Genomic DNA, 21,577 nt, shown 5'->3' on the forward strand with positions numbered 1-21,577 from the left:
CGCTCCTTTCTTACTTGTCATTTAAAGCAACGACACCTGGAAGTTGTTTACCTTCCATAAATTCAAGCGACGCACCGCCACCTGTCGAAATGTGATCCATTTTGTTTGCAAGTCCAAATTTTTCAACTGCCGCTGCTGAATCGCCGCCACCGATGACCGTGTATGTATCTTTCGCATCAGCAAGCGCTTGAGCAACAGCTTTTGTTCCTTCAGCGAACGCGTCCATTTCGAATACACCCATCGGACCGTTCCAAATAACAAGTTTTGATTTTAAAATCACATCGCGATACAATTCGCGTGTTTTCGGACCGATGTCAAGTCCTTCCCAATCACTTGGAATTTCATCGATGTTAACAACTTTTTTATTCGCATCGTTTGAAAAATCGTCAGCTACGACTGCATCCACAGGCATGTAGAAGTTGACGCCTTTTTCTTTCGCTTTTTCCATGAACGATTTCGCTAATTCCATTTTATCTTCTTCTAATAACGATTTGCCAATTTCATGGCCGAGCGCTTTCACGAATGTGTACGCTAAGCCGCCCCCAATAATCAAATTATCCACTTTATCTAATAAATTTTCAATGACGCCGATTTTATCTTTTACTTTGGCGCCGCCGATGATTGCCGTAAACGGACGGTCTGGATTCGACAATGCTTTTCCTAACACTTCGATTTCTTTTTCCATCAAAAACCCAGCAACAGCCGGTAAATAATGGGCAATGCCTTCTGTGGACGCATGCGCACGGTGTGCTGCCCCAAATGCATCGTTGACGTATACATCTGCTAATTCGGCAAACGCTTTTGCCAATTCTGGGTCGTTTTTCTCCTCACCAGGATAGAAACGTACGTTTTCAAGCAATAACACATCGCCTTCATTCATTTCAGCAATCGCAGCTTTCACTGCATCGCCATACGCTTCATCTGTTTTCACGACGCGCTTGCCAAGCAATTCACTTAAACGTTCTGCCACAGCATTTAAGCGCATCTCTTCAACAACTTTTCCTTTCGGACGACCAAGGTGGCTCGCTAAAATGACTTTCGCTCCTTGTTCCATTAAATATTGGATCGTTGGCAGCGCCGCTCGGATGCGCGTGTCATCTGTCACGGCACCGTCTTGCATCGGCACGTTAAAATCGACGCGGCAAAATACACGTTTTCCTTTCACATCAATGTCACGGACGGTTTTTTTATTCATCCTATTTCGCGCAGGAGACTCCCACTTCAACGACCAAAGGGAGTAAGTGGGAGAGGAATGCGCGTTCCCCCTTTCTTTTGTGTATGATATAATAAAGGCGTGGAGAAAACCGTTAAATAAAGGCACTCCAATAACTGCTACTCGATGTATGGAGTTGGTTACAGGAAACGTTGTAACCGTAAAACATCGAGCGTAGGTCCGTCTGTTGTGTGTGGAAGTCAAGTACTGCCAACAGACACACCGAGAGAATCGGTAACGATGCAGGCATGACCTGCGTCGTTGGGTAGTCGTCAACCTGCCCCTGATGCAACCCCAAGTCAAGGAAGGAGGATGAAGTCCGTTTGCACTTCTGGGGAGTTGCAAGCCCCCACTTCAAGCGTTAGTTAAGTGGGAGTAGTTGACGGAAAGGCCTCCTTATTCGTGTGATACATAGAAAGGGAGTGGGGATGATCCCCGCTCCCCTTCTCGGTATGTCCAACTATTTATTATAAACCGTTTTGGGCAAACAATCCAAAAAATTATAAACCTTTTGATGCAATGTATGCAGCAAGGTCAACAACGCGGTGAGAATATCCTGTTTCGTTGTCGTACCAAGAAAGAACTTTCACCATGCGACCTTCCATAACCATTGTTGAAAGGGCATCGATTGTTGAAGAAGCTGTTGAGCCGTTGTAGTCACGAGAAACTAATGGCTCTTCGCTGTAAGCAAGAATGCCTTTTAATTCACCTTCTGCCGCCGCTTTTAATGCTGAGTTTACTTCTTCAACAGTAACTTCTTTTTCAAGTTCAGCAACAAGGTCAACGACAGATACGTTTGGTGTTGGTACACGCATCGCCATACCGTTTAATTTTCCTTTTAATTCAGGCAATACAAGTGCTACTGCTTTTGCCGCACCTGTTGATGTTGGAATGATCGATTCAGCTGCTGCACGCGCACGACGTAAATCTTTATGTGGTAAATCAAGAATTTGTTGGTCGTTTGTATACGCGTGAACAGTCGTCATCATACCACGAATGATGCCGAATTTTTCATGCAATACTTTCGCAAATGGCGCCAAGCAGTTTGTTGTACAAGATGCGTTTGAAATGACATGATGGTTTGCTGGGTCGTATTTGTCTTGGTTTACGCCCATCACGATTGTAATGTCTTCGTTTGTCGCCGGTGCAGAAATGATGACTTTCTTCGCGCCTGCTTCTAAATGTTTCGCTGCGTCTTCGCGTTTTGTGAAGCGTCCTGTTGATTCAACAACGATATCAACACCAAGTTCGCCCCATCCTAAGTTTGCTGGATCGCGCTCTGCTTTGACGATAATTTCTTTTCCGTTTACAACAATGTTATTGCCGTTTACAAACACTTCTGCATCTAATGTGCCATGAACGGAGTCATATTTTAAAAGGTGTGCTAACGTTTTTGCATCTGTTAAGTCGTTAACTGCAACCACTTCAATTTCAGGATTTTTTAATGCTGCGCGAAATACGTTACGGCCGATACGACCAAAACCGTTAATACCAATTTTTACTGCCATCGTTTTCGTCCTCCTTTTGGATTATAGAGATATATTTTAGAGGGATGAATCATCCCGTACTAACTGTTTTGCTGCACCTTCATCTGTAATTAAGATGCACTGATGTGCCTGTTTCATATACGCTTGAATTGCTTTTGCTTTCGAAGCGCCTCCTGCCACTGCGATGACGCAAGGAACGTGGCGCACATCTTCGAGCTGAATGCCAACGGTGTTTACTTTATGAACCACTTCCCCATGTTGATTGAAGTAGTATCCAAATGCTTCTGCCACCGCCTTGTTGTGTTCAATTTTTTTCATTTCTTCTGGTGGCGTTTTTCTTCGTTCTGCCATCGTTTTTGCGTCACCTATACCATGAATGACGACCGTTGATGACTTAATTAATTCAAGCACTTCTTTAATAGCTGGTTCTTCAATAATTGATTGATACGTTTCAGCACTTAGCTGGTCAGGGACATGTAACAAACGATAATGTCCCATTGCTTTTTCCGCCATGCGCGCACAAATCGTGTTCGCTTGGTTCGTTACATCTTCTCCAAGTCCACCGCGTGCTGGAACAAATAACACATCTCGGTATTTGACGTCTGGTGTCATCATTTCAGCAACAGCAGCAAGGGTTGTTCCACCAGTTACTGCTACAACGTCTTTCCCCGTTAGTGAATGTTTTATACGTGAGACACAAGCTCTTCCCATCTCTCTCTTCACCCAAGGGGATCGATCACTGTCTCCAGCAACGACAATGACATCTTTGACAGGAAGTTTCTTTTTTATTTTTCTTTCCAGCTCTTTTAACCCGAGTACTTCTCGCATCATATCTTCAAGTTGAATGAGCATATCGTTTCCTTCCGATGTAACACTCATGCCCGCAGTTGTAATATCAAGCAAATTTTGCTCTTTTAAAAACTGCACTTCCGACCGTAAGACGCGCTCGCTAATGCCTAAGTTTAAGGATAATGTTCGGCGTCCAATCGGTTGCATTAAGCGGATGTGCTGCAAAATTTCGTATCGCTTTTGCATAATCGCGAGAAGATCAGGCAACAATTTTCGTTGAACATCAATCCATTGTCGCATGCTCTTTTCTTCCTTCTTTACTCTCTTTTTCTTTTTCAGGACGTTTTAAGTCCCGCTATGACGTATTATGTCCCACTTTACGTAAAAAAAATTCACCCCTGCTACAACTTTATTGTAACAGGAAGTGAAACGTTATTCAACTGCTTCGTATTTGTTGTAATCGCTTTCTTATGACATCTTTGTGAATGCGACCGTACGCAACGATGTCTCCGTTCATTTCAATGACAGGAATCATAAGATGGTATCGTTCAAGTAATCGCTCATCTTTGTAAATATCTACTTCTTCCCATTCGACTTGTAACTCGCGAAGAATGTCTTTTGCTTCATCACAAAGACAGCAGTTTTCTTTCGAATATAACACGATTTTCATGTTTTGTCCCCTTTATGCATATTGCTTTCGTTTCGAAGCCGGTGGAATACAAAGCTGTTCACGATATTTCGCGACCGTCCGCCGCGCTACACAAATATTGTATCGTTGCTCGAGTAAATCAGCAATGTTTTGGTCGGAAAGAGGTTTTTGCCCATTTTCTTGCTTAATTAATTCCGCAATTAAACCTTTTACTTTTTCTTGCGATGCGTGTTCATCAACACCGCTTGTAAAAAAGCGGCGCATGTCAATTAAACCATGAGGCGTTTGCATATATTTATTTTTCACCGCGCGACTGACGGTCGATTCATGAATGTTTAATGCTGTTGCCACTTCGCGCATCGTAAGTGGCTTCATATGGAGCAAACCTTTTTCAAAATAATCACGTTGTCGATGAATTAACTCACAGGCAATTTGCTCAATCGTTGTTGCTCGCTGCATTAAACAACGTTGGATCCATTGAAACTGTTGACGTTTTTCCTCGATATATTTTTGAACGTGCGGATCATCCGATCGTACTTTCCGTTCATACGATTCATTCCATACAACAGTTGGAATAATTTCTTCGTTTATCGTTACATTCCACACCCCATTACTATATGACACGATGACATCAGGGACAATGTACGTCATTTGTTCATCGTTATACAAACTTCCTGGGCGTGGATGGAGCGTACGAATAAGTTCCCACACCCGCTGTAAGTCCGCTAACTCTACACCTAGTTTCGATTTTATTTCTTTCCATTTTTTATGGACAAACGGTTCGAAATACTCCGTCACAATTGTTTCCGCTAGCTCATCCCTTTGTGGAAGACGGATGAGTTGTAAATATAAACAATGCGACAAATTTTCCGCTCCTACCCCAGCAGGATCAAGTGACCGTAACATATGAAGTGCTCGCGATATAGTCGTTTCTTCTAACTGAAGATGGCAAGCTGCCTCGGCAATTGTTGTATGCAAATAACCATATTCATCAAGTGACGCAATTAAATAATCAAGTGCTCTTCTCTCCTCGTCGGATACACGCATACCAACGAGTTGGCCATGTAAATGTGAAGCAAGCGAACAATTAAAAGCGCTTACATTTTCAATATAATTCATCCGGTTCGTTTGATCGCGTCGCTTTGTAGCTGTTCGTTTTCGTTCATGCAACTCAACAAATGGATTTTCAAGCGCTTGTTCATGTAAAAGCGATTGTAGTTCGATCATTGAATATTGCAGCAGTTCAATCGCTTGAACAAGCTCTTTTGTCAACGCAACTTTTAGCTCTTGCCTTTGCGTTAATTGCATCTCCATTCATGCCATCTCCCTTCATCCTCATTTTATCATCTCTCTAACGGAGAGACGATAAAAACATATTGGATGTTTTTTCTACTATGCATATGCATCGAAGGCATGTTATCATTCTTATAGAACAAGCGAGCAAGCCTCGCAAAATTCATCTATTCGTCCGGTGCGGTACACCGGACTTTATTTTTTTATACAAAAACCCCCGCTTGCATAGCAAGCAGGGGTTAATTAACGCCCTCGGCAGGATTCGAACCCACGCTAAGAGAACCGGAATCTCTCGTGCTATCCACTACACTACGAGGGCATAGTGATAAATGCACTTACCATTATAGTGAAGAAGAAAAAAAAATGCAATAGCGGTGACGTTTAAAATTTAAAAAAGCGGAAACGATGAAAGAAGGGATGCAGAAGAACAAAGGCGAATACATATGAATGAAAGGTATTTCATTTGACCTTTATTGACCTTTCCTGTATGATAAAAGTACATAAAAAATGAATTATCGGAGGAGGAAGAGTATGAACTTAATTCCTACAGTTATTGAACAAACGAGCCGTGGAGAACGTGCATATGACATTTACTCTCGCTTATTAAAAGACCGCATCATCATTTTAGGAAGCCCAATCGATGATCATGTCGCAAACTCAATCGTTTCTCAGCTTTTATTTTTAGCCGCTGAAGACCCTGAAAAAGATATTTCTCTCTACATTAACAGCCCTGGTGGGTCGATTACAGCAGGCATGGCGATTTACGATACGATGCAATTTATTAAACCAGATGTATCGACGATTTGTATCGGTATGGCAGCTTCTATGGGGGCGTTTTTGCTGGCAGCAGGTGCCAAAGGAAAACGTTTTGCATTGCCAAATAGCGAGATCATGATTCATCAACCGCTCGGTGGCGTACAAGGCCAAGCAACAGAAATCGAAATTGCAGCCAAACGCATTTTATTCTTGCGTGACAAATTAAACCGCATCTTATCCGAAAATACAGGACAACCAATCGAAGTCATTGAGCGCGACACCGATCGCGACAACTTTATGACAGCTGAAAAGGCGAAAGAATACGGTTTAATTGACCGCGTATTAACACGCGTCGATGAAAAATAAAAACAAGGCGGCCTTCCCGCCTTGTTTTTATGCTTCTTTTTGTACATACTCAACAAGTTTGTTTAACGCTTCTTGTTCATCTGATCCATTCGCATAAATGGTGATAACTGCCCCTGTATGAATCGCTAAACTCATTAAACCCATAATGCTTTTTGCATTTACTTTTTTTCCATCTTTTTCGATGTAAATATCGGCTGAAAAACGGTTTGCTTCTTGAACGAATAACGCTGCTGGACGCGCTTGCAACCCTGTTTTCAACCGTACTTCCACTTGCTTTTCTACCATTTTGCATTCCTCCCATAGTTCATAAAGATTTATGAAAATCGATCGGCTGACCTGCACGAAGTCGTTCAGCAATTTCATCTAATTTACGCAGGCGATGATTAATACCCGATTTGCTAATTTTCCCACCAGAAACCATTTCTCCAAGCTCTTTGAGCGTCACATCTTGGTATTCAATGCGCAATTTTGCGATCTCGCGAAGCTTTTCGGGGAGCTGATCAAGCCCGATTGTCTCGTCAATATAACGAATGTTTTCCACCTGTCGCAACGCTGCGCCAATCGTTTTATTTAAGTTCGCTGTTTCACAGTTAACAAGACGATTGACAGAATTACGCATATCGCGCACGATGCGCACATCTTCAAAACGCAATAGCGCTTGATGCGCTCCGATAATGCTTAAAAACTCTGCAATTTTCTCCGCTTCTTTTAAATACGTAATAAACCCTTTTTTTCTTTCTAACGTGCGCGCATGTAAATGAAAATTCGTGTTCATCAGTTCACAAAGCGATTCGTTATGTTCACGATATAACGAAAAAATTTCTAAATGATAAGACGATGTTTCTGGGTTATTAACAGATCCACCCGCTAAAAACGCTCCACGCAAATACGAACGTTTACAACATTTTTTTTGCACGAGTTCTGGCGAAATGACGTGAACAAACGAAAATCCTTCTTCCATAATTTTTAAATCTGATAATAGTTCGTGCGTTCCTTCCACCACCCGTACGATATATACGTTATTTTTCTTTAAACGCATCTTTTTGCGTACAAGCAACTCAACTACTACATCATACCCTTTTTTTAATAACGTATAAATGCGCCGTGCGATTGCGGCATTTTCTGTTTGAATGTTTAGCAACAAACGGCGGTTAGAAAATGAAATGGAACCGTTCATTCGAATTAAAGCAGACAACTCTGCTTTTAAACAACAAGGTTTCACGTCAATACCCGTTAATTCTTTCTTTGTTTCTGATGCAAATGACAACGATCCCACCTCCTATAAATATACGTCGTGCGAAGGAGGTGCTAGAAGCGAAACGAGCAACGCCGCTACTTTTTTCGTATCGTGACGCACCGTTCCATCTCGCTCATCAATGATCGCATCACAAATGACTTGTAAACCGAGCTTCTCTAATTCTTCCATATCACAAATGACCGGTGTCGCCAGTTCTTTCGCATATCGCTCTTTCGTTTCTGGCAAAATAGGCGCATTATTGACAATGATAGCATCTAAAAATGCACAAGCCATATGATCATACAGCGCTTTTACATGATCGCTCGCCGTATAGTTTAACGTTTCTCCTGCTTGAGTCATGACGTTGCATATATATACTTTTTTCGCCTTTGATTGACATACCTCTTCGCCAATTTTAGGAACGAGTAAATTCGGTAAAATGCTCGTATATAAACTCCCGGGTCCAATCACAATTAAATCTGCCATTTGTAATTCTGTAATCGTTTCTTCGAGCGGCTCAATATTTGATGGAGTTAAAAATACACGTTTAATTTTTTTTCCGGAATACGGAATTTTTGACTCACCCGATACGATCGTCCCGTCTTCCATTTCTGCATGCAAAACAACACTTTCATTTGCGGCTGGCAACACTTTTCCACGCACATTTAACACTTTTCCCATTTCACGAACCGCATGCACGAAATCGCCAGTGATGGCCGTCATCGCCGCTAAAATTAAATTGCCAAGCGAATGACCGGATAACCCGTTCCCGTTTTCAAATCGATGTTGAAACAATTCGATAATGAGTGGTTCTACATCAGAAAGAGCCGCAAGTACGTTACGAATATCTCCGGGCGGAGGCATATCCAGTTCATCACGTAATCTCCCCGAGCTTCCGCCATCATCTGCAACGGTGACGATCGCTGTCAAATCGACATCATATTGTTTGAGCCCCCGAAGCAAAACAGGAAGCCCTGTGCCCCCGCCAATGACAACAATTTTTTTCATCGGTGCGTATCCTTTCTTTTTGCAATATCTCGATGTGATACATGCGTTGTATATTCGTCAGCAAAATAACGTGCGATATACTCCGCTAACGTTACAGAACGATGCTGTCCACCTGTACATCCAATAGCAATGACGACTTGACTTTTTCCTTCTCGCTTATAATGTGGAAGCATAAACGAAAGTAAATCCGTTACTTTTTCAATAAATTTTTGCGTCTCCGTCCATTTCAAAACGTAAGATGATACTTCCTCATCTAGTCCTGTTTTCGGACGCATATGCTCGATATAATGCGGATTCGGTAAAAAACGAACATCAAAGACGAGATCCGCATCAATCGGCAACCCATATTTAAAGCCAAATGAAACAACATTGACAGAAAACGTTGTCGTAGCTGGTGTCGCAAATGTTTGAACAATTTTTTCGCGCAGTTCGCGCGGTTTTAAGTTGGATGTGTCGATAATCATTTGCGCGCGCCCTTTCAATTCCTCGAGCAACTGGCGCTCCAACTTAATTCCTTCAAGTGGCAATCCACTTGGAGCAAGCGGATGCGAGCGCCGCGTTTCTTTATAACGGCTAACAAGTGTCGTATCGTTTGCATCTAAAAATAAAATTTGTGGCGTCACCCACGATGTTTCTGCCAAATCATCGAGCGCTGCAAAAAGACGATCGAAAAAATCACGGCTCCGCAAATCCATGACGAGAGCAATTTTATTCATTTTATTTCCTGACTCTCGAATTAATTCAAGAAACTTTGGTAACAACGTCGGTGGCAAATTATCGACACAAAAATAGCCTAAATCCTCAAAACTTTGGATCGCTACCGTTTTTCCTGCTCCCGACATCCCTGTAATAATCACCATATGAACATGTGCTGAACCTGTGCTCATCGCCCTCTCTCCTTTCTTCAACTCGGATCTAGTCGGTACGATAACAATTCAAATTCCTCTGTATACGTAAACGTGCCGTACATCATTCCCGTTCCTTTAATGACATAATCAATAATATGATAATCGCCTGGCGCCATCGGCAACGTTGGAATCTGTTCAATTGGATGCCAAGCGAGCTCCCCTTCTTCACATTGTACTACGTTTTCGCCATCAAAATGTTCCGCAAAAAACGTAAACATCATCCATTCAGAAACGACTTCTTCTCCTCGCTTCATGACAAACGTAAATACCCCTTTTAATTTTGGGTTTTTCAAATAAATACCTGTTTCCTCACGATATTCTCGCACACAAGCTTCCCGTACTGATTCTCCTTGTTCCATTTTCCCCCCCGGCGCTACCCACCAACCGCGCCGAGGTTTCTTTAACAAAAGAACGTGTCCGTCTTTCACTAATACACAGTTCGTCACTCGTTGCAACGTCCGTTCACCTCAATAATGAATATATTTTTTTCATTATACTATTTCTTACAAACGGTCACAAAGTATAAATTTTGAAACGTTTTCATAACCGTAACAAAAAGAAAGCACGGGACGAAAGCCCGTGCCAACAAGTATATATAAAAAGGGGGTCAATTACTTACTTTTATCATACTCTTTTATTGTTTCAAGCGTGTTACAGTTCAATTAAAGCCACATTACGTTTTCATTACTGAATGTTAAGCTTTTCCTTTAATTCTTCTACGTAATGTTGGGCGCTTTGTGCCGCAATACTTCCGTCACCTGTTGCGGTAACAATTTGACGAAGCGACTTTTCACGCACATCCCCTGCTGCAAAAATGCCAGGCACTTTCGTTTCCATTAATTCGTTCGTTTCAATATAGCCGTTTTCGTTCGTAATGCCAAGTGAAGCAAACGGCTTTGTTAGCGGCACCATACCGATGTAAATAAACACGCCATCACATGGGAACTCACGCTCTTCCCCTGTTTGTGTATGAACGAGCGTCACGCTGCCGACACGACCATCTTTTTCGTTAATTTGCTTGACTGTATGATTCCAAATAAAATCAACCTTCTCATTCGCAAACGCTCGTTGCTGTAAAATTTTTTGCGCACGCAACTGGTCGCGACGGTGAACGATCGTCACTTTACTTGCAAAACGTGTTAAATACACACCTTCTTCAACGGCTGAATCCCCTCCACCGACAACGACAAGCTCTTTGCCTTTAAAAAACGCTCCGTCACATACCGCACAATACGAAACGCCGCGTCCCCCCAATTCTTTTTCACCAGGAACGCCAAGCTTTTTATACTCTGCACCTGTCGCAATAATAACGGCACGAGCTTTGTATTGTTGATTGCTTGTGACAACCGTCTTATACGCTTCGCCGTCAATCACTTCTTTTACATCACCGTACGCATATTCAGCACCAAATTTTTTCGCATGTTCAAACATCTTCGTCGCGAGCTCTGGCCCAAGAATATGTTCATACCCTGGATAGTTCTCTACTTCCTCTGTATTTGCCATTTGACCGCCAGGAACCCCGCGTTCAAGCATAAGCGTCGATAAGTTCGCTCGCGATGTGTACACCGCTGCCGTCATCCCTGCTGGACCTGCGCCAATAATAATGACGTCATAAATATTTTCTTGTGACACGTTTCTTCCACCCTTTCTTTATGCATGACTCTCCATTTTATCGTTTCCATATTTCTATCGTAATACAACAAAACAAAAGGGTCTATTAACTTGCTCATCCGTGCCACTTCTGTTTCATAACTTTCACATACTTTCCGATCGTTGCTACTGACACCCCATAACGTTCTGCAATCATTCGCTGTGTCACACGCTCACCACGACGTTTACGAAACATATATTCAAACGCCGCTGCCCATCCTTCGTGATTAGAAAACGAATCGATTTCCTTTATTGCCTCGATAAAAAAAGAAAACCAAGCAATATATAAAGGCTCGTATTCAAACCCGTTATGTTGAATAAGCAACGTCACGATGCGATGCGCATCGACAACATGCGCGGATGGTTCATGTTCATATCCGTATACGTAGTCGCTCCATTCCTGCAAAAACGGATGAGACCATGATTGTTTTGGAAACGGACAATCGCTTGCTATAAACGATTTGCCTATTAAATATAACGCATACAATGAAGAAGCAATATCTTGTTTTGTAAATAATGACTGAATGTGTTCAATCGTCTGTTCACGATAACGCCACGGCTCGCTTCCTTTTTTATCTGGGTGAAGCGCAATGAACTTTTTCCACATCGACTCCGCTAGCATGCGATATCCCATATGATATGCAGCATATGCGTACCAATAATAAAACGGTGCATCCCCTTCAAAACCGCGGCGTTGTAACTGTCGCAACCATTGAAACGCTAAATCATAGCGTCCGACAATTGCAAACGTCACCCCAAGCTTATAGCGATGCTCAAATGAAATCGGATGTACGCGTTGTAACGACTGAATAAGTGAAAATAGTCGCTCTTGTTCTTGTAAATAATACGAAAACACCGCATCATTGCAAAGAGCATGTAAATTACCTGGATTTTGCTTTAAAATGTATTCGATCGTTTGTTTCGCTTTCCCGACATTCCCTTGATAAAAATAAGCGAGCGCTAAATTGTTGTAAGCCGCCCAATGTTCTGGATGCTCTTTAATCATTTCTTCAAACAAAACAATCGCTTCTTGAAACTCGCCTTTTTCAAGCAACGTACGAGCCTGTTCTTGCTTCATTAACATATCATCATAATTCAGCCACTCGTCATCTTGTTCAATCGTTAAAATATCTAATAAATCGAGCGTATACTCCGCAAACTCTCCATCCGGTTCGCGTTCCATATACTGCTCCGCATATTTCGTCGCCTCACCAAACAACCCTAAATGAGCATAGTTGTTCGCTAAAAAGTAAAAACATTCCGCTAAATCGTCGTCTTGTTCAATAATGCGTAATAACCATTCGTTCGATTGCGCATATTCCCCCAATTCTGACAATACAATCGCCAATTGGCACGCAAATGTGCTTTGTTCTGGCTCCAGTTGCACTGCCCGTTGCAAATACGCTTTCGCTTTACGTAAATCGCGACGACGATAATATGTGACACCTTTATTAAAAAAGTACGTACCGTCTTGAATAAACGGAATGACTTTCCCGACACGTTTTTGCAAATGTTTTTTCATCGAACCCTCCATGTTGATTTCTTTCACCGAAAGAAAGTATACCACATTTTCGCTTCAGAACAACATGGATGGAGAAAAAAGCGTTACCGATGACGCTCCGCTAATACGGAAAGCACATCATCGAGCGACACACGCTGTTCACGCAACAAAACGAGTAAATGATATAATAAATCTGCCGCTTCCCATCGTAGTTCTTCTTTTGAGCGGTTTTTAGCTGCAATAATGACTTCTGCCGCTTCCTCCCCAACTTTTTTTGCGATCTTATCAATTCCCTTTTCAAATAAATATGTTGTATACGACCCTTCAGGACGTTTTGCCTCACGTTCCGCAATAAGCGACTCTAACACGTTTAAAATCGCGAAACGATTCGGCGTAGCAACTGGCTTTTCATCGTTTAACCGATGATGAAAACAAGAGTATTCCCCTGTGTGGCATGCCGGTCCTTTCGGCTCAACGAGTATAAGAAGGGCATCCGCATCACAGTCATAACGAATATCAACAACTTTTTGTACGTTTCCGGACGTTTCTCCCTTATGCCATAACTGTTGCCGCGAGCGGCTATAAAACCATGTTTCTTTCGTTTCTAACGTCTTTTGCAACGATTGCTCGTTCATATACGCTAACGTCAACACTTCTTTACTGTGTGCATCTTGGACGATCGCCGGCACAAGTCCTTGTTCATTAAATCGAATATTCATCGGACGTTTACCCCCTGTTCACGCACGTACTGTTTCACTTGCTGGACGGACGTTTCTTTATAATGAAAAATCGAAGCGGCTAATGCGGCATCTGCTTGAGCGGTTTGAAACACATCAACAAAATGTTGGGCGCACCCAGCCCCTCCTGATGCAATAACAGGAACAGAAACAGCTTCACTTACTCGTTTCGTCAACGCCAAATCAAAACCGTCTTTTCCACCGTCACGATCCATGCTCGTTAATAAAATTTCTCCTGCTCCACGTTTGACAGCCTCTTTCGCCCATGCAACAACTTCCCAATTCGTTGGACGGCGACCGCCATGCGTATACACGCGCCACGATTGCATCGTTTCATCATATTTAGCATCAATCGCCACGACGATACATTGCGAACCAAAAAAATTCGCTCCTTCTGTAATCAACTCTGGGCGTAATAACGCGGCCGTATTAACTGACACTTTGTCCGCTCCCGCACGCAAAATCGTTTTCATATCTTCTAATGTGCTAATTCCGCCCCCGACCGTAAACGGAATGGCCAGCTGTGCAGCGACACGCTGAACGACGTGTACCATTGTTTTTCGTCCTTCATGTGACGCTGAAATATCTAAAAAAACAAGCTCGTCAGCTCCTTGTTCATCATATGCACGCGCGAGCTCAACCGGATCACCCGCATCGCGCAACGAAACAAATTGCACCCCCTTGACAACACGACCATCTTTCACGTCTAAACAAGGAATAATGCGTTTTGTAATCATTGTTCCACCGCCTTTAACGCTTCAGCAACAGTAAATTGCCCTGTATATAACGCTTTACCAACAATCGCTCCAGCCACTCCTTCATTTTCGAATTGCTTTAAGGCGTGTAAATCATCGAGCGAACGAATGCCGCCAGAAGCAATAACACGTTTGTTCGTCGCCTGAGCCAGACGAACAACCGCCTCAATATTTGGACCGGATAACATCCCGTCTGTCGCAATATCGGTAAAAATAAACGTTTCTGCTCCAGCGTCCGCAAGCTGTCTCCCGAGTTCAACCGCTTCGATCGTCGACGTATGTGTCCATCCTTCTGTCGCAACAAATCCGTTTTTTGCATCAATACCGATGACAATGCGTTCACCATACGCGCGAAGCATCGCTTTCACAAACGAAGGATTCGAAATCGCAGCACTTCCTAAAATGACGCGCGATACACCTTGTTCTAAGTAATATGCCACGTCTTCTTCTGTACGAATACCACCGCCAATTTGAACGTTCACCGCAAGCGTTTGTGCCACTTCGACGACGAATGCATCATTCACCCGTCTTCCTTCTTTCGCCCCGTCTAAATCGACCATATGAATCCATGTCGCCCCTTGTGAAACAAACGAGCGCGCCATTTCGACTGGCGAATGTCCATATACCGTTTCTTTGTTATAGTCTCCTTGCACGAGACGAACACATTTTCCGTCACGCATGTCGATGGCTGGATAAATCGTAAACATTAGTTTCTCTCCCTTTCTACAAGCCTTGCATAATTTTGCAATAGACGTATGCCGAGTGCCCCACTTTTCTCCGGATGAAATTGTGTCCCGAATATCTTTCCACGTCCAACGACCGCAGGAACTTCTACATCATATTGCGCACTTGCTAGCAAAACGGTTCGATCATCTGTTTGTACATAATACGAGTGAACAAAATATACATGCCCTCGTTCAACGCCATCAAAAAGCGGAGAGGACTGATGGAAAGCAAGCTCGTTCCATCCCATATGCGGCACTTTATATCGTTTTCCTTCTTTTGTCATGCCCGTAAAGCGAACGACACGACCCGGGAGCAACTTTAGCCCAGCCGTCAAACCGTTTTCTTCGCTTTCTTCAAACAACAACTGCATGCCTAAACAAATGCCAAGAAGCGGCTTGCCTGCTGCAACTTGTTCGTGGATAAACGAGTCCAGCTTCGTTTCTGTTAACATGTGCATCGCATCTTTAAATGAACCAACACCAGGCAAAATGAAACCATCTGCTTGACTCAACTTGTTTTGATCGCTTTCAACGATATACGGCACGTTTAACCGTTCTAACGCTTTGCTGACGCTATATAAATTTCCCATGCCATAATCAATAATGCCGATCATTTACAACATTCCCTTCGTTGACGGTACAGATTTGACGCGTGGATCGATCATTGTTGCCTCATCAAGCGCACGCGCAAGTGCCTTAAACACCGCCTCAATCATATGATGTGTATTGCGCCCATAATGAACGATGACATGCACATTCATTCGCGCTTCTAATGCTAATTTCCATAAAAATTCATGTACGAGCTCGACATCAAACGTCCCTACTTTTTGGCTCGGAAACTCCCCACGAAACTCAAGATGCGGGCGATTGCTCACATCGATGACGACTTGCGCAAGCGCATCATCCATCGGAACGAATGCATTTCCGTATCGTCTAATTCCTTTTTTATCACCAAGTGCTTGGCGAATTGCTTGTCCTAAACAAATGCCGATATCTTCTGTCGTATGATGGTCGTCAATATGTGTATCCCCTTTGGCGTGAACGGACAAATTAAAATGCCCATGCTTGGTGAATAAATCAAGCATATGTGTTAAAAACGGCACACCTGTTTCCAACTCCGCTTTTCCTTCTCCGTCCACCGCAAACGTAAGCTCAATTTGTGTTTCATTTGTCGCTCGTTGAATGGTTGCTGTTCGCATTATTTTCCTCCCCTTTTCAACCGTTCCTCTACTGCTCGTGCATGTGCTTCAAGCCCTTCTAGTCGTGCAAACGCCGCAATTTTTGCCGCATGTTGTTGCCAAGCTTGCTCGCTATAAAAAATGATGCTTGATTTCTTCATAAATGCCTCAACTGTTAGCCCAGACGAAAAACGGGCGGTTCCATTTGTCGGCAACACATGATTCGTCCCTGCAAAATAATCTCCTACCGGTTCAGAACTGTACGGACCTAAAAAGATCGCTCCTGCATGTCGAATGTCACTTAATATTTCAAACGGCTCTGCCGTCATCACTTCTAAATGTTCAGGCGCTAATTCGTTCACAACATCAATCGCCTGTTTCATCGTATCAGTTACGTAAATGGCGCCATATTCATTGATCGCTTTTTGGGCAATTTCTTTTCTTGGAAGGGTAACAAGCTGTTTTTCCACCTCTTCCTCTACTTTTAAAGCGAGTTGTAAAGACGGTGTCACCAATATACTTACCGCCCGCTCATCATGTTCTGCCTGCGATAATAAATCCGCCGCAATTTCATTCGGCTTTGCTGTTTCATCAGCGAGCACAACAATTTCACTCGGTCCCGCAATCATATCAATATCGACTTGACCGAACACTTCCCTTTTGGCAAGTGCGACGTAAATGTTTCCAGGCCCAAAAATTTTATCGACCGGCTCGATCGTTTCCGTACCGTATGCTAATGCAGCGATCGCTTGAGCACCGCCTACTTTATATATTTCTTGCACACCGAGTTCACACGCCGCAACAAGCACCGCCGCTGGCAACGTGCCTCGTTCATTTGGTGGAGAAACGATGACGATGCGTTTCACTCCAGCCACTTGTGCAGGAATGACATTCATAAGCACCGAAGACGGATAAGCCGCTGTCCCCCCCGGCACATATAACCCGACTGCATCAAGCGGGGTAACTTTTTGTCCGAGAATCGTTCCATCGTCACGCGTCATAAACCATGATGTCGCACGTTGACGTTCGTGATATTCGCGAATGTTTTGTGCCGCCTCGCGAATAATTTGAACGATGTTTTCATCCACAAGCCAATACGCCTCTTCAATTTCTTCTTGTGTAACAGCAAGCGTATGAAGTGAAATGCCGTCAAACATTTCCGTATACTTTTTTAACGCCGCATCCCCATTGCTGCGTACGTCATCAATGATTCGCTTTACCGCTTGTCGTTGCTCTTCCGTCCCATTTTCAATCGTCCGTCGAAGCGATACAACTCCTTGTACACGTTCAATTTTCATCATTTTCCCCCACTTTCTCGATCGCGTACGTTAAACGATCAACCATTCGTTCAATCGCCCGATCTTGCATGCGATAACTCACTGGATTGACAATAAAACGCGATGTCACATCAACAATTCGTTCGAGCTCAACAAGCCCATTTTCTTTTAACGTTCGCCCTGTCGAAACAATGTCGACAATTCGTTCCGCTAAACCGATAAGCGGTGCTAATTCAACAGACCCATTTAGTTTAATAATTTCTACTTGCTCCCCTTGTTCGCGAAAATAGGTCGATGCAATATTTGGATATTTTGTCGCCACCCTTGGCGCAATCGGATGAACGTGCGTATTCGGAAGTCCTGCCACCGCCAAATAGCAAGGGCTAATGCGCAAATCTAACATTTCATACACATCGCGCTCTTCTTCAAGGAGCACATCTTTACCGGCAATGCCAACATCTGCGACCCCATGTTCGACATATGTGACAACATCCATCGGCTTCGCTAAAATAAAACGCAGCTGCTCACTTGGCACGTCAATCATTAGTTTTCGAGAATGTTCTAGGTCATCAGGAATGTCATAACCTGCTTGTTTTAACAAAGCAAGCGCCTCTGAAAAAATACGACCTTTTGGCATCGCAACCGTCAGCATGATTGTTCATCCTTTCCGCGTTTCCCTAATACGTACTCTACATCGTCAAATGATGCAGTAAATTGATCCATATCTCCTACACCAGCAACGTGTTGCAATACAACTTTTTCCCCTTTTTTTCTCATTTCCGCTGCTTTCGCATACGCCTCCGCAAAACGTTCTTGACTAAAAATAATGCACGTCGTCTTTTCTCTACGGTGTTGCTCACCAATCGCCTCCATTAAACGATCTAAACGGACGCTAAATCCCGTCGCAGGCGATGGACGATGGAATTTTCCTAACAATTCATCATATCGACCGCCATTTCCAAGTAAAAATCCAACGTTCTTCGCATACACTTCAAAAAGGACGCCAGTATAGTAACTCATATGGCTCACTAAGCTCATGTCTAATTTCACCATGTCGGTGACACCATATTGTTTTACATGCATCCATAATTGCTCTAGTTCGTCGACTGCCCGTCGCTCCTCCTCTGTTGTTGCGAATGCTTTTGCTTCCGCAACGACTTCCTCTCCCCCTCTTAACGTTAAGAGTCGTAAAAGGCGATCACGATCAATCGAGGAGAGCGGCAACGATTTGACGTGTTCGCGATAACCGACATAATTTTTTTCATATAAAAAGCGACGCAACGTTTCTACCCGTTGTTCGTGGCGCAAAATATCAAAAAACAACGCATCCACATAACCAATATGCCCGATTGTCACCGTAAAGTCGCGCAATCCTGCTCGCTTTAAAGCAAAAATCATTAAACTGATCACTTCTGCATCAGCATACATCGTACCATCACCAATATATTCCACTCCCACTTGCTCAAACTCTGCCGGTCTCCCGCCTTCACGCTGCTGAGCACGAAACACATTTGCTGCATACGCTAAACGAAGCGGACACCCTTCTTTATATAATTTCGATGCCGCTAAACGCGCAATGGGCGCAGTCATATCTGGGCGCAACACGAGCGTATGTCCTTCCCGATCAAGCAATTTAAATAATTGCTGATCTAAAATGGCAGAAGCAGCTCCAACCGTTTCGTCATATTCTAACGTCGGCGTTTCAATAAACGAATACCCCCACATTTCCATTTCTTCCATCATCGCTTCCCGCAACGCTCGTTTTGTTTTGTATACATCTGGCAACGTATCTCGCATGCCAAGTGGTTTCTCAAACATAAATACTCTCATTTTTGTCCCGTCCTTCTTTTACTTTAGTTCGCTAATATATTAGCAAAGTAAAGTTTGTTATTTGTAGTTTACTCCCCATTTTTCATTTCGTCAACTACAAACTCATTCGATTTTTTTCGACTTCATTCCTTTTTATTCATAAAAAAAACGCCTTAGCGTTCGCTAAGACGAATGATTTGCATCGGATTGCCGCCGACAAATGCACCAGCTGGTACATCACGATGCACGAGCGTGCCTGCGGAAACAACAGCACGATCCCCGATCGTCACCCCCGGCAAAATCGTTGAATTGGCTCCAATCATAACGTCGTTTCCAATAATGACATCCCCAAGCCGATATTCGTTCACTAAATATTCATGTGCTAAAATGGTCGTATTGTAGCCAATAATCGTGTTGTTACCGATGTGAATTTTTTCCGGAAACAAAATATCTGGCATTACCATAAACGCAAGTGCTGTATGCTGACCAATGTCCATCCGTAAAAACGTGCGATATAGCCAGTTTTTCAACGGGAAAAAGGGAGTATAGCGCCCGATCAAAATGACGATGACATTTTTCAATACTTTCCAAAACGAAACGGTTCGATATAGTTGCCACAAAGAGTTCGTTCCGGTTACAACATAGCGTTCGGTTTTTCTCAACGCGATGTCACCCCTAAAATGCTTAATAAATCGCTCATTTTTTCAAGCATAAAGTCTGGTTCGTATGTGGCTAAATGTTCGCGACCTTTGATCGTCCAAGCAACTCCCGCCGTTTTCGTTCCCGCATGCTTTCCTGCTAAAATGTCATGGTGGTTATCGCCGACCATTAACGTTTCTTCCGGTTTTGCCTGTAAACAAGCGAGCGCCTTTTCAATCGGCTCCGGATGCGGTTTCGCATGCTCGACGTCATCAAGCGTAATCACACATTCGAAAAACGAGTCTAACTTTGTTAACTTCAATCCCATATTGACCGTATGGCGGATTTTTGTTGTGACAATGCCAAGTTTAAAACCTTTTTCATGTAGCGTTTGTACAGTATCATATACCGTTTCGTATTCTTTCACTAACGCATCGTGATGTGCATGATTAAACGCCCGATACGTTTCAATCATTTCATCAACGCGCTCTGGATCAATCGCTTCAAACGTATCACGCAATGGCGGGCCAATAAAGGCGAGCACATCTTCGCGCGTATATTGATTTGGATAATAATGATTGAGCGTATGCAAAAACGATTCAATAATTAAATCGTTCGTATTAATGAGCGTCCCATCTAAATCAAACAAAATTGTATTAATATTCATATGTTGCTTCCTTTCTTTTTCGATGTTCTATTCGGCTCCAAATAAAACTGAGCGCAACCGTTAGTAAAATAGCCGTCGCAAGACGAATAACGAGAAGCGGCCATACAGGAATTCCAAGCGGCACGAACAATAACGTATCTTCTACTACCGCATGGCACGCCACTAAAAATAAAAACGTCAACGTTAAATCTTTTTTAGATACCCCGTCTTCTTTCACCGCTTGAATCATAACACCAGCCCCGTAAGCAAGACCGAACAATAAGCCTGCTGCCATCGTAAGCGAGGCGTTTTCACGAATGCCAAGCAAGCGAGCAAATGGCGATAGCCACTTCGAAAACGTGTCAAGCCACTTTAATTCTTTTAACACTTGAATCGCAATCATAAGTGGAATAATGATGAGCGCGAGCTGTCCAATGCCGTATATCGCTTTTTCCATTCCTGTCCAAATGATTTCTCCCCACGTATGAGGCACTGTTGAAGATTGCGGCATAAGTCCGTATTTCGCCATTTGTTCGCCGCCATCCCATGAAACGTGAATGAGCCATGCCGAAACGAACGCTAAACCGACGCGCACGGCGACCGTCCACCAAACGCGAACACCTACTTGTGCAGCAACCGCAGACTCAACGAGCATATTGTGTGAAAACGACAGCATGACCGCTAAAATAAACACTTCTTTCACTGTCAAATCCATCGTTAACATCGCACCAATGCCTGCGTATAAATTTAAAAAATTGCCGAGCACTAAAACGACCGCAGCATCTCCCGGTAAACCGATCCATCGCATCATCGGCGTTAACACATTTGTCACCCACGGCAAAACGGGGGAGTATTGTAAAAGCGTCACAATAACCGTAATCGGAAAAATCACTTTTCCGAGCGTCCATGTCGTTTTTAACCCAACAAACAAACCCCTTTGGAGCATCTCGCTCT

Annotated in this window: 24 protein-coding genes and 1 tRNA gene; 1 reads left to right on the forward strand and 24 read right to left on the reverse strand. The window is 43.3% G+C overall.

The genetic code is table 11. From position 1 onward, the window contains the following. Positions 1-10: 10 nt before the first annotated feature. From LD028_RS11870 to LD028_RS11895, 6 genes are all read right to left on the reverse strand, one after another. Positions 11-1,195 (reverse strand): phosphoglycerate kinase, encoded by a 1,185-nt coding sequence (locus tag LD028_RS11870; protein WP_237811923.1) that lies wholly within the window; start codon positions 1,193-1,195, stop codon positions 11-13. A 518-nt stretch (positions 1,196-1,713) separates the two neighbouring features. Then, the gene (gene gap / locus LD028_RS11875) at positions 1,714-2,721 is read right to left on the reverse strand and encodes a type I glyceraldehyde-3-phosphate dehydrogenase (protein WP_237811924.1); all 1,008 of its coding nucleotides are present in this window, start codon (positions 2,719-2,721) and stop codon (positions 1,714-1,716) included. A gap of 36 nt (positions 2,722-2,757) precedes the next feature. Next, entirely contained in the window at positions 2,758-3,789 is a 1,032-nt protein-coding gene (locus LD028_RS11880) for a sugar-binding transcriptional regulator (protein WP_006320212.1), read from the reverse strand. Positions 3,790-3,925: 136 nt separating this feature from the next. Further along, positions 3,926-4,159, reverse strand: coding sequence for a glutaredoxin family protein (locus LD028_RS11885; protein WP_012576015.1), 234 nt, complete (start codon positions 4,157-4,159; stop codon positions 3,926-3,928). Positions 4,160-4,171: 12 nt separating this feature from the next. Further along, positions 4,172-5,452 carry an RNA polymerase factor sigma-54 gene (gene rpoN, locus LD028_RS11890; RefSeq protein WP_237811925.1) on the reverse strand — a complete coding sequence of 427 codons (1,281 nt, stop codon included), beginning with the start codon at positions 5,450-5,452 and terminating at the stop codon, positions 4,172-4,174. A 226-nt stretch (positions 5,453-5,678) separates the two neighbouring features. Continuing rightward, positions 5,679-5,750: transfer RNA gene (locus tag LD028_RS11895), tRNA-Arg, on the reverse strand. A gap of 188 nt (positions 5,751-5,938) precedes the next feature. Here LD028_RS11895 and clpP point away from each other — a divergent pair. Further along, complete coding sequence (clpP, locus tag LD028_RS11900) at positions 5,939-6,553, forward strand: ATP-dependent Clp endopeptidase proteolytic subunit ClpP (RefSeq protein ID WP_304413198.1); 615 nt, start codon at positions 5,939-5,941, stop codon at positions 6,551-6,553. Positions 6,554-6,580: 27 nt separating this feature from the next. Here clpP and LD028_RS11905 read toward each other — a convergent pair whose 3' ends face one another. The 18 genes from LD028_RS11905 to LD028_RS11990 form a co-directional block, all read right to left on the reverse strand. Continuing rightward, positions 6,581-6,838 (reverse strand): HPr family phosphocarrier protein, encoded by a 258-nt coding sequence (locus LD028_RS11905; RefSeq protein WP_006320199.1) that lies wholly within the window; start codon positions 6,836-6,838, stop codon positions 6,581-6,583. Positions 6,839-6,857: 19 nt separating this feature from the next. Next, positions 6,858-7,820, reverse strand: a complete 963-nt coding sequence (gene whiA / locus LD028_RS11910) for a DNA-binding protein WhiA (RefSeq protein WP_035019916.1) — start codon at positions 7,818-7,820, stop codon at positions 6,858-6,860. Between the two features lie 12 nt (positions 7,821-7,832). Then, complete coding sequence (locus LD028_RS11915; RefSeq protein ID WP_006320197.1) at positions 7,833-8,798, reverse strand: gluconeogenesis factor YvcK family protein; 966 nt, start codon at positions 8,796-8,798, stop codon at positions 7,833-7,835. Then, positions 8,795-9,685 carry an RNase adapter RapZ gene (gene rapZ, locus LD028_RS11920; RefSeq protein WP_035019915.1) on the reverse strand — a complete coding sequence of 297 codons (891 nt, stop codon included), beginning with the start codon at positions 9,683-9,685 and terminating at the stop codon, positions 8,795-8,797. The genes LD028_RS11915 and rapZ overlap by 4 nt, the downstream gene beginning before the upstream one ends. A 17-nt stretch (positions 9,686-9,702) precedes the next feature. Continuing rightward, entirely contained in the window at positions 9,703-10,161 is a 459-nt protein-coding gene (locus LD028_RS11925) for an NUDIX hydrolase (protein WP_237811926.1), read from the reverse strand. A 229-nt stretch (positions 10,162-10,390) separates the two neighbouring features. Beyond that, complete coding sequence (gene trxB, locus LD028_RS11930; RefSeq protein ID WP_006320194.1) at positions 10,391-11,338, reverse strand: thioredoxin-disulfide reductase; 948 nt, start codon at positions 11,336-11,338, stop codon at positions 10,391-10,393. 94 nt (positions 11,339-11,432) lie between these two features. Then, on the reverse strand, positions 11,433-12,878 hold the full coding sequence (locus LD028_RS11935) for a tetratricopeptide repeat protein (protein WP_237811927.1): 1,446 nt from the start codon (positions 12,876-12,878) through the stop codon (positions 11,433-11,435). 83 nt (positions 12,879-12,961) lie between these two features. Continuing rightward, positions 12,962-13,576 (reverse strand): bifunctional phosphoribosyl-AMP cyclohydrolase/phosphoribosyl-ATP diphosphatase HisIE, encoded by a 615-nt coding sequence (gene hisIE / locus LD028_RS11940; RefSeq protein WP_237811928.1) that lies wholly within the window; start codon positions 13,574-13,576, stop codon positions 12,962-12,964. Continuing rightward, on the reverse strand, positions 13,573-14,331 hold the full coding sequence (gene hisF / locus LD028_RS11945; protein WP_006320176.1) for an imidazole glycerol phosphate synthase subunit HisF: 759 nt from the start codon (positions 14,329-14,331) through the stop codon (positions 13,573-13,575). Before hisF ends, hisIE begins: the two co-directional genes overlap by 4 nt. After that, positions 14,328-15,056: a 1-(5-phosphoribosyl)-5-[(5-phosphoribosylamino)methylideneamino]imidazole-4-carboxamide isomerase gene (gene hisA / locus LD028_RS11950; protein WP_077429054.1), complete on the reverse strand. Its 729-nt coding sequence runs from the start codon at positions 15,054-15,056 to the stop codon at positions 14,328-14,330. The genes hisF and hisA overlap by 4 nt, the downstream gene beginning before the upstream one ends. Beyond that, positions 15,056-15,688, reverse strand: a complete 633-nt coding sequence (gene hisH, locus LD028_RS11955) for an imidazole glycerol phosphate synthase subunit HisH (protein WP_077429053.1) — start codon at positions 15,686-15,688, stop codon at positions 15,056-15,058. Before hisH ends, hisA begins: the two co-directional genes overlap by 1 nt. Further along, on the reverse strand, positions 15,689-16,276 hold the full coding sequence (gene hisB, locus LD028_RS11960) for an imidazoleglycerol-phosphate dehydratase HisB (protein ID WP_237811977.1): 588 nt from the start codon (positions 16,274-16,276) through the stop codon (positions 15,689-15,691). After that, positions 16,273-17,550: a histidinol dehydrogenase gene (gene hisD / locus LD028_RS11965; RefSeq protein WP_237811929.1), complete on the reverse strand. Its 1,278-nt coding sequence runs from the start codon at positions 17,548-17,550 to the stop codon at positions 16,273-16,275. Before hisD ends, hisB begins: the two co-directional genes overlap by 4 nt. After that, positions 17,540-18,181 carry an ATP phosphoribosyltransferase gene (hisG, locus tag LD028_RS11970; RefSeq protein ID WP_012576030.1) on the reverse strand — a complete coding sequence of 214 codons (642 nt, stop codon included), beginning with the start codon at positions 18,179-18,181 and terminating at the stop codon, positions 17,540-17,542. Before hisG ends, hisD begins: the two co-directional genes overlap by 11 nt. After that, positions 18,175-19,359 carry an ATP phosphoribosyltransferase regulatory subunit gene (locus LD028_RS11975; RefSeq protein ID WP_237811930.1) on the reverse strand — a complete coding sequence of 395 codons (1,185 nt, stop codon included), beginning with the start codon at positions 19,357-19,359 and terminating at the stop codon, positions 18,175-18,177. The genes hisG and LD028_RS11975 overlap by 7 nt, the downstream gene beginning before the upstream one ends. A 152-nt stretch (positions 19,360-19,511) precedes the next feature. Further along, on the reverse strand, positions 19,512-20,000 hold the full coding sequence (locus LD028_RS11980) for an acyltransferase (protein WP_077429050.1): 489 nt from the start codon (positions 19,998-20,000) through the stop codon (positions 19,512-19,514). After that, on the reverse strand, positions 19,997-20,644 hold the full coding sequence (gene ppaX / locus LD028_RS11985; RefSeq protein WP_077429049.1) for a pyrophosphatase PpaX: 648 nt from the start codon (positions 20,642-20,644) through the stop codon (positions 19,997-19,999). The genes LD028_RS11980 and ppaX overlap by 4 nt, the downstream gene beginning before the upstream one ends. Further along, positions 20,634-21,569, reverse strand: coding sequence for a nucleoside recognition domain-containing protein (locus LD028_RS11990; protein ID WP_237811931.1), 936 nt, complete (start codon positions 21,567-21,569; stop codon positions 20,634-20,636). The genes ppaX and LD028_RS11990 overlap by 11 nt, the downstream gene beginning before the upstream one ends. Between the last annotated feature and the right edge of the window lie 8 nt (positions 21,570-21,577).

The sequence above is a fragment of the Anoxybacillus sp. LAT27 genome (genome assembly GCF_022030075.1).
GTDB classification, from domain to species: domain Bacteria; phylum Bacillota; class Bacilli; order Bacillales; family Anoxybacillaceae; genus Anoxybacillus; species Anoxybacillus kestanbolensis.

What these genes read in the sequence shown, in the direction of transcription:
- LD028_RS11870 (WP_237811923.1), bottom strand. Translation starts at nt 1,195, where the DNA reads ATGAATAAAAAAACCGTCCGTGACATTGATGTGAAAGGAAAACGTGTA.
- gap (WP_237811924.1), bottom strand. Translation starts at nt 2,721, where the DNA reads ATGGCAGTAAAAATTGGTATTAACGGTTTTGGTCGTATCGGCCGTAAC.
- LD028_RS11880 (WP_006320212.1), bottom strand. Translation starts at nt 3,789, where the DNA reads ATGCGACAATGGATTGATGTTCAACGAAAATTGTTGCCTGATCTTCTC.
- LD028_RS11885 (WP_012576015.1), bottom strand. Translation starts at nt 4,159, where the DNA reads ATGAAAATCGTGTTATATTCGAAAGAAAACTGCTGTCTTTGTGATGAA.
- rpoN (WP_237811925.1), bottom strand. Translation starts at nt 5,452, where the DNA reads ATGGAGATGCAATTAACGCAAAGGCAAGAGCTAAAAGTTGCGTTGACA.
- clpP (WP_304413198.1), top strand. Translation starts at nt 5,939, where the DNA reads ATGAATTATCGGAGGAGGAAGAGTATGAACTTAATTCCTACAGTTATT.
- LD028_RS11905 (WP_006320199.1), bottom strand. Translation starts at nt 6,838, where the DNA reads ATGGTAGAAAAGCAAGTGGAAGTACGGTTGAAAACAGGGTTGCAAGCG.
- LD028_RS11915 (WP_006320197.1), bottom strand. Translation starts at nt 8,798, where the DNA reads ATGAAAAAAATTGTTGTCATTGGCGGGGGCACAGGGCTTCCTGTTTTG.
- rapZ (WP_035019915.1), bottom strand. Translation starts at nt 9,685, where the DNA reads ATGAGCACAGGTTCAGCACATGTTCATATGGTGATTATTACAGGGATG.
- LD028_RS11935 (WP_237811927.1), bottom strand. Translation starts at nt 12,878, where the DNA reads ATGAAAAAACATTTGCAAAAACGTGTCGGGAAAGTCATTCCGTTTATT.
- hisIE (WP_237811928.1), bottom strand. Translation starts at nt 13,576, where the DNA reads ATGAATATTCGATTTAATGAACAAGGACTTGTGCCGGCGATCGTCCAA.
- hisF (WP_006320176.1), bottom strand. Translation starts at nt 14,331, where the DNA reads ATGATTACAAAACGCATTATTCCTTGTTTAGACGTGAAAGATGGTCGT.
- hisA (WP_077429054.1), bottom strand. Translation starts at nt 15,056, where the DNA reads ATGTTTACGATTTATCCAGCCATCGACATGCGTGACGGAAAATGTGTT.
- hisH (WP_077429053.1), bottom strand. Translation starts at nt 15,688, where the DNA reads ATGATCGGCATTATTGATTATGGCATGGGAAATTTATATAGCGTCAGC.
- hisD (WP_237811929.1), bottom strand. Translation starts at nt 17,550, where the DNA reads ATGAAAATTGAACGTGTACAAGGAGTTGTATCGCTTCGACGGACGATT.
- hisG (WP_012576030.1), bottom strand. Translation starts at nt 18,181, where the DNA reads ATGCTGACGGTTGCGATGCCAAAAGGTCGTATTTTTTCAGAGGCGCTT.
- LD028_RS11975 (WP_237811930.1), bottom strand. Translation starts at nt 19,359, where the DNA reads ATGAGAGTATTTATGTTTGAGAAACCACTTGGCATGCGAGATACGTTG.
- ppaX (WP_077429049.1), bottom strand. Translation starts at nt 20,644, where the DNA reads ATGAATATTAATACAATTTTGTTTGATTTAGATGGGACGCTCATTAAT.
- LD028_RS11990 (WP_237811931.1), bottom strand. Translation starts at nt 21,569, where the DNA reads ATGCTCCAAAGGGGTTTGTTTGTTGGGTTAAAAACGACATGGACGCTC.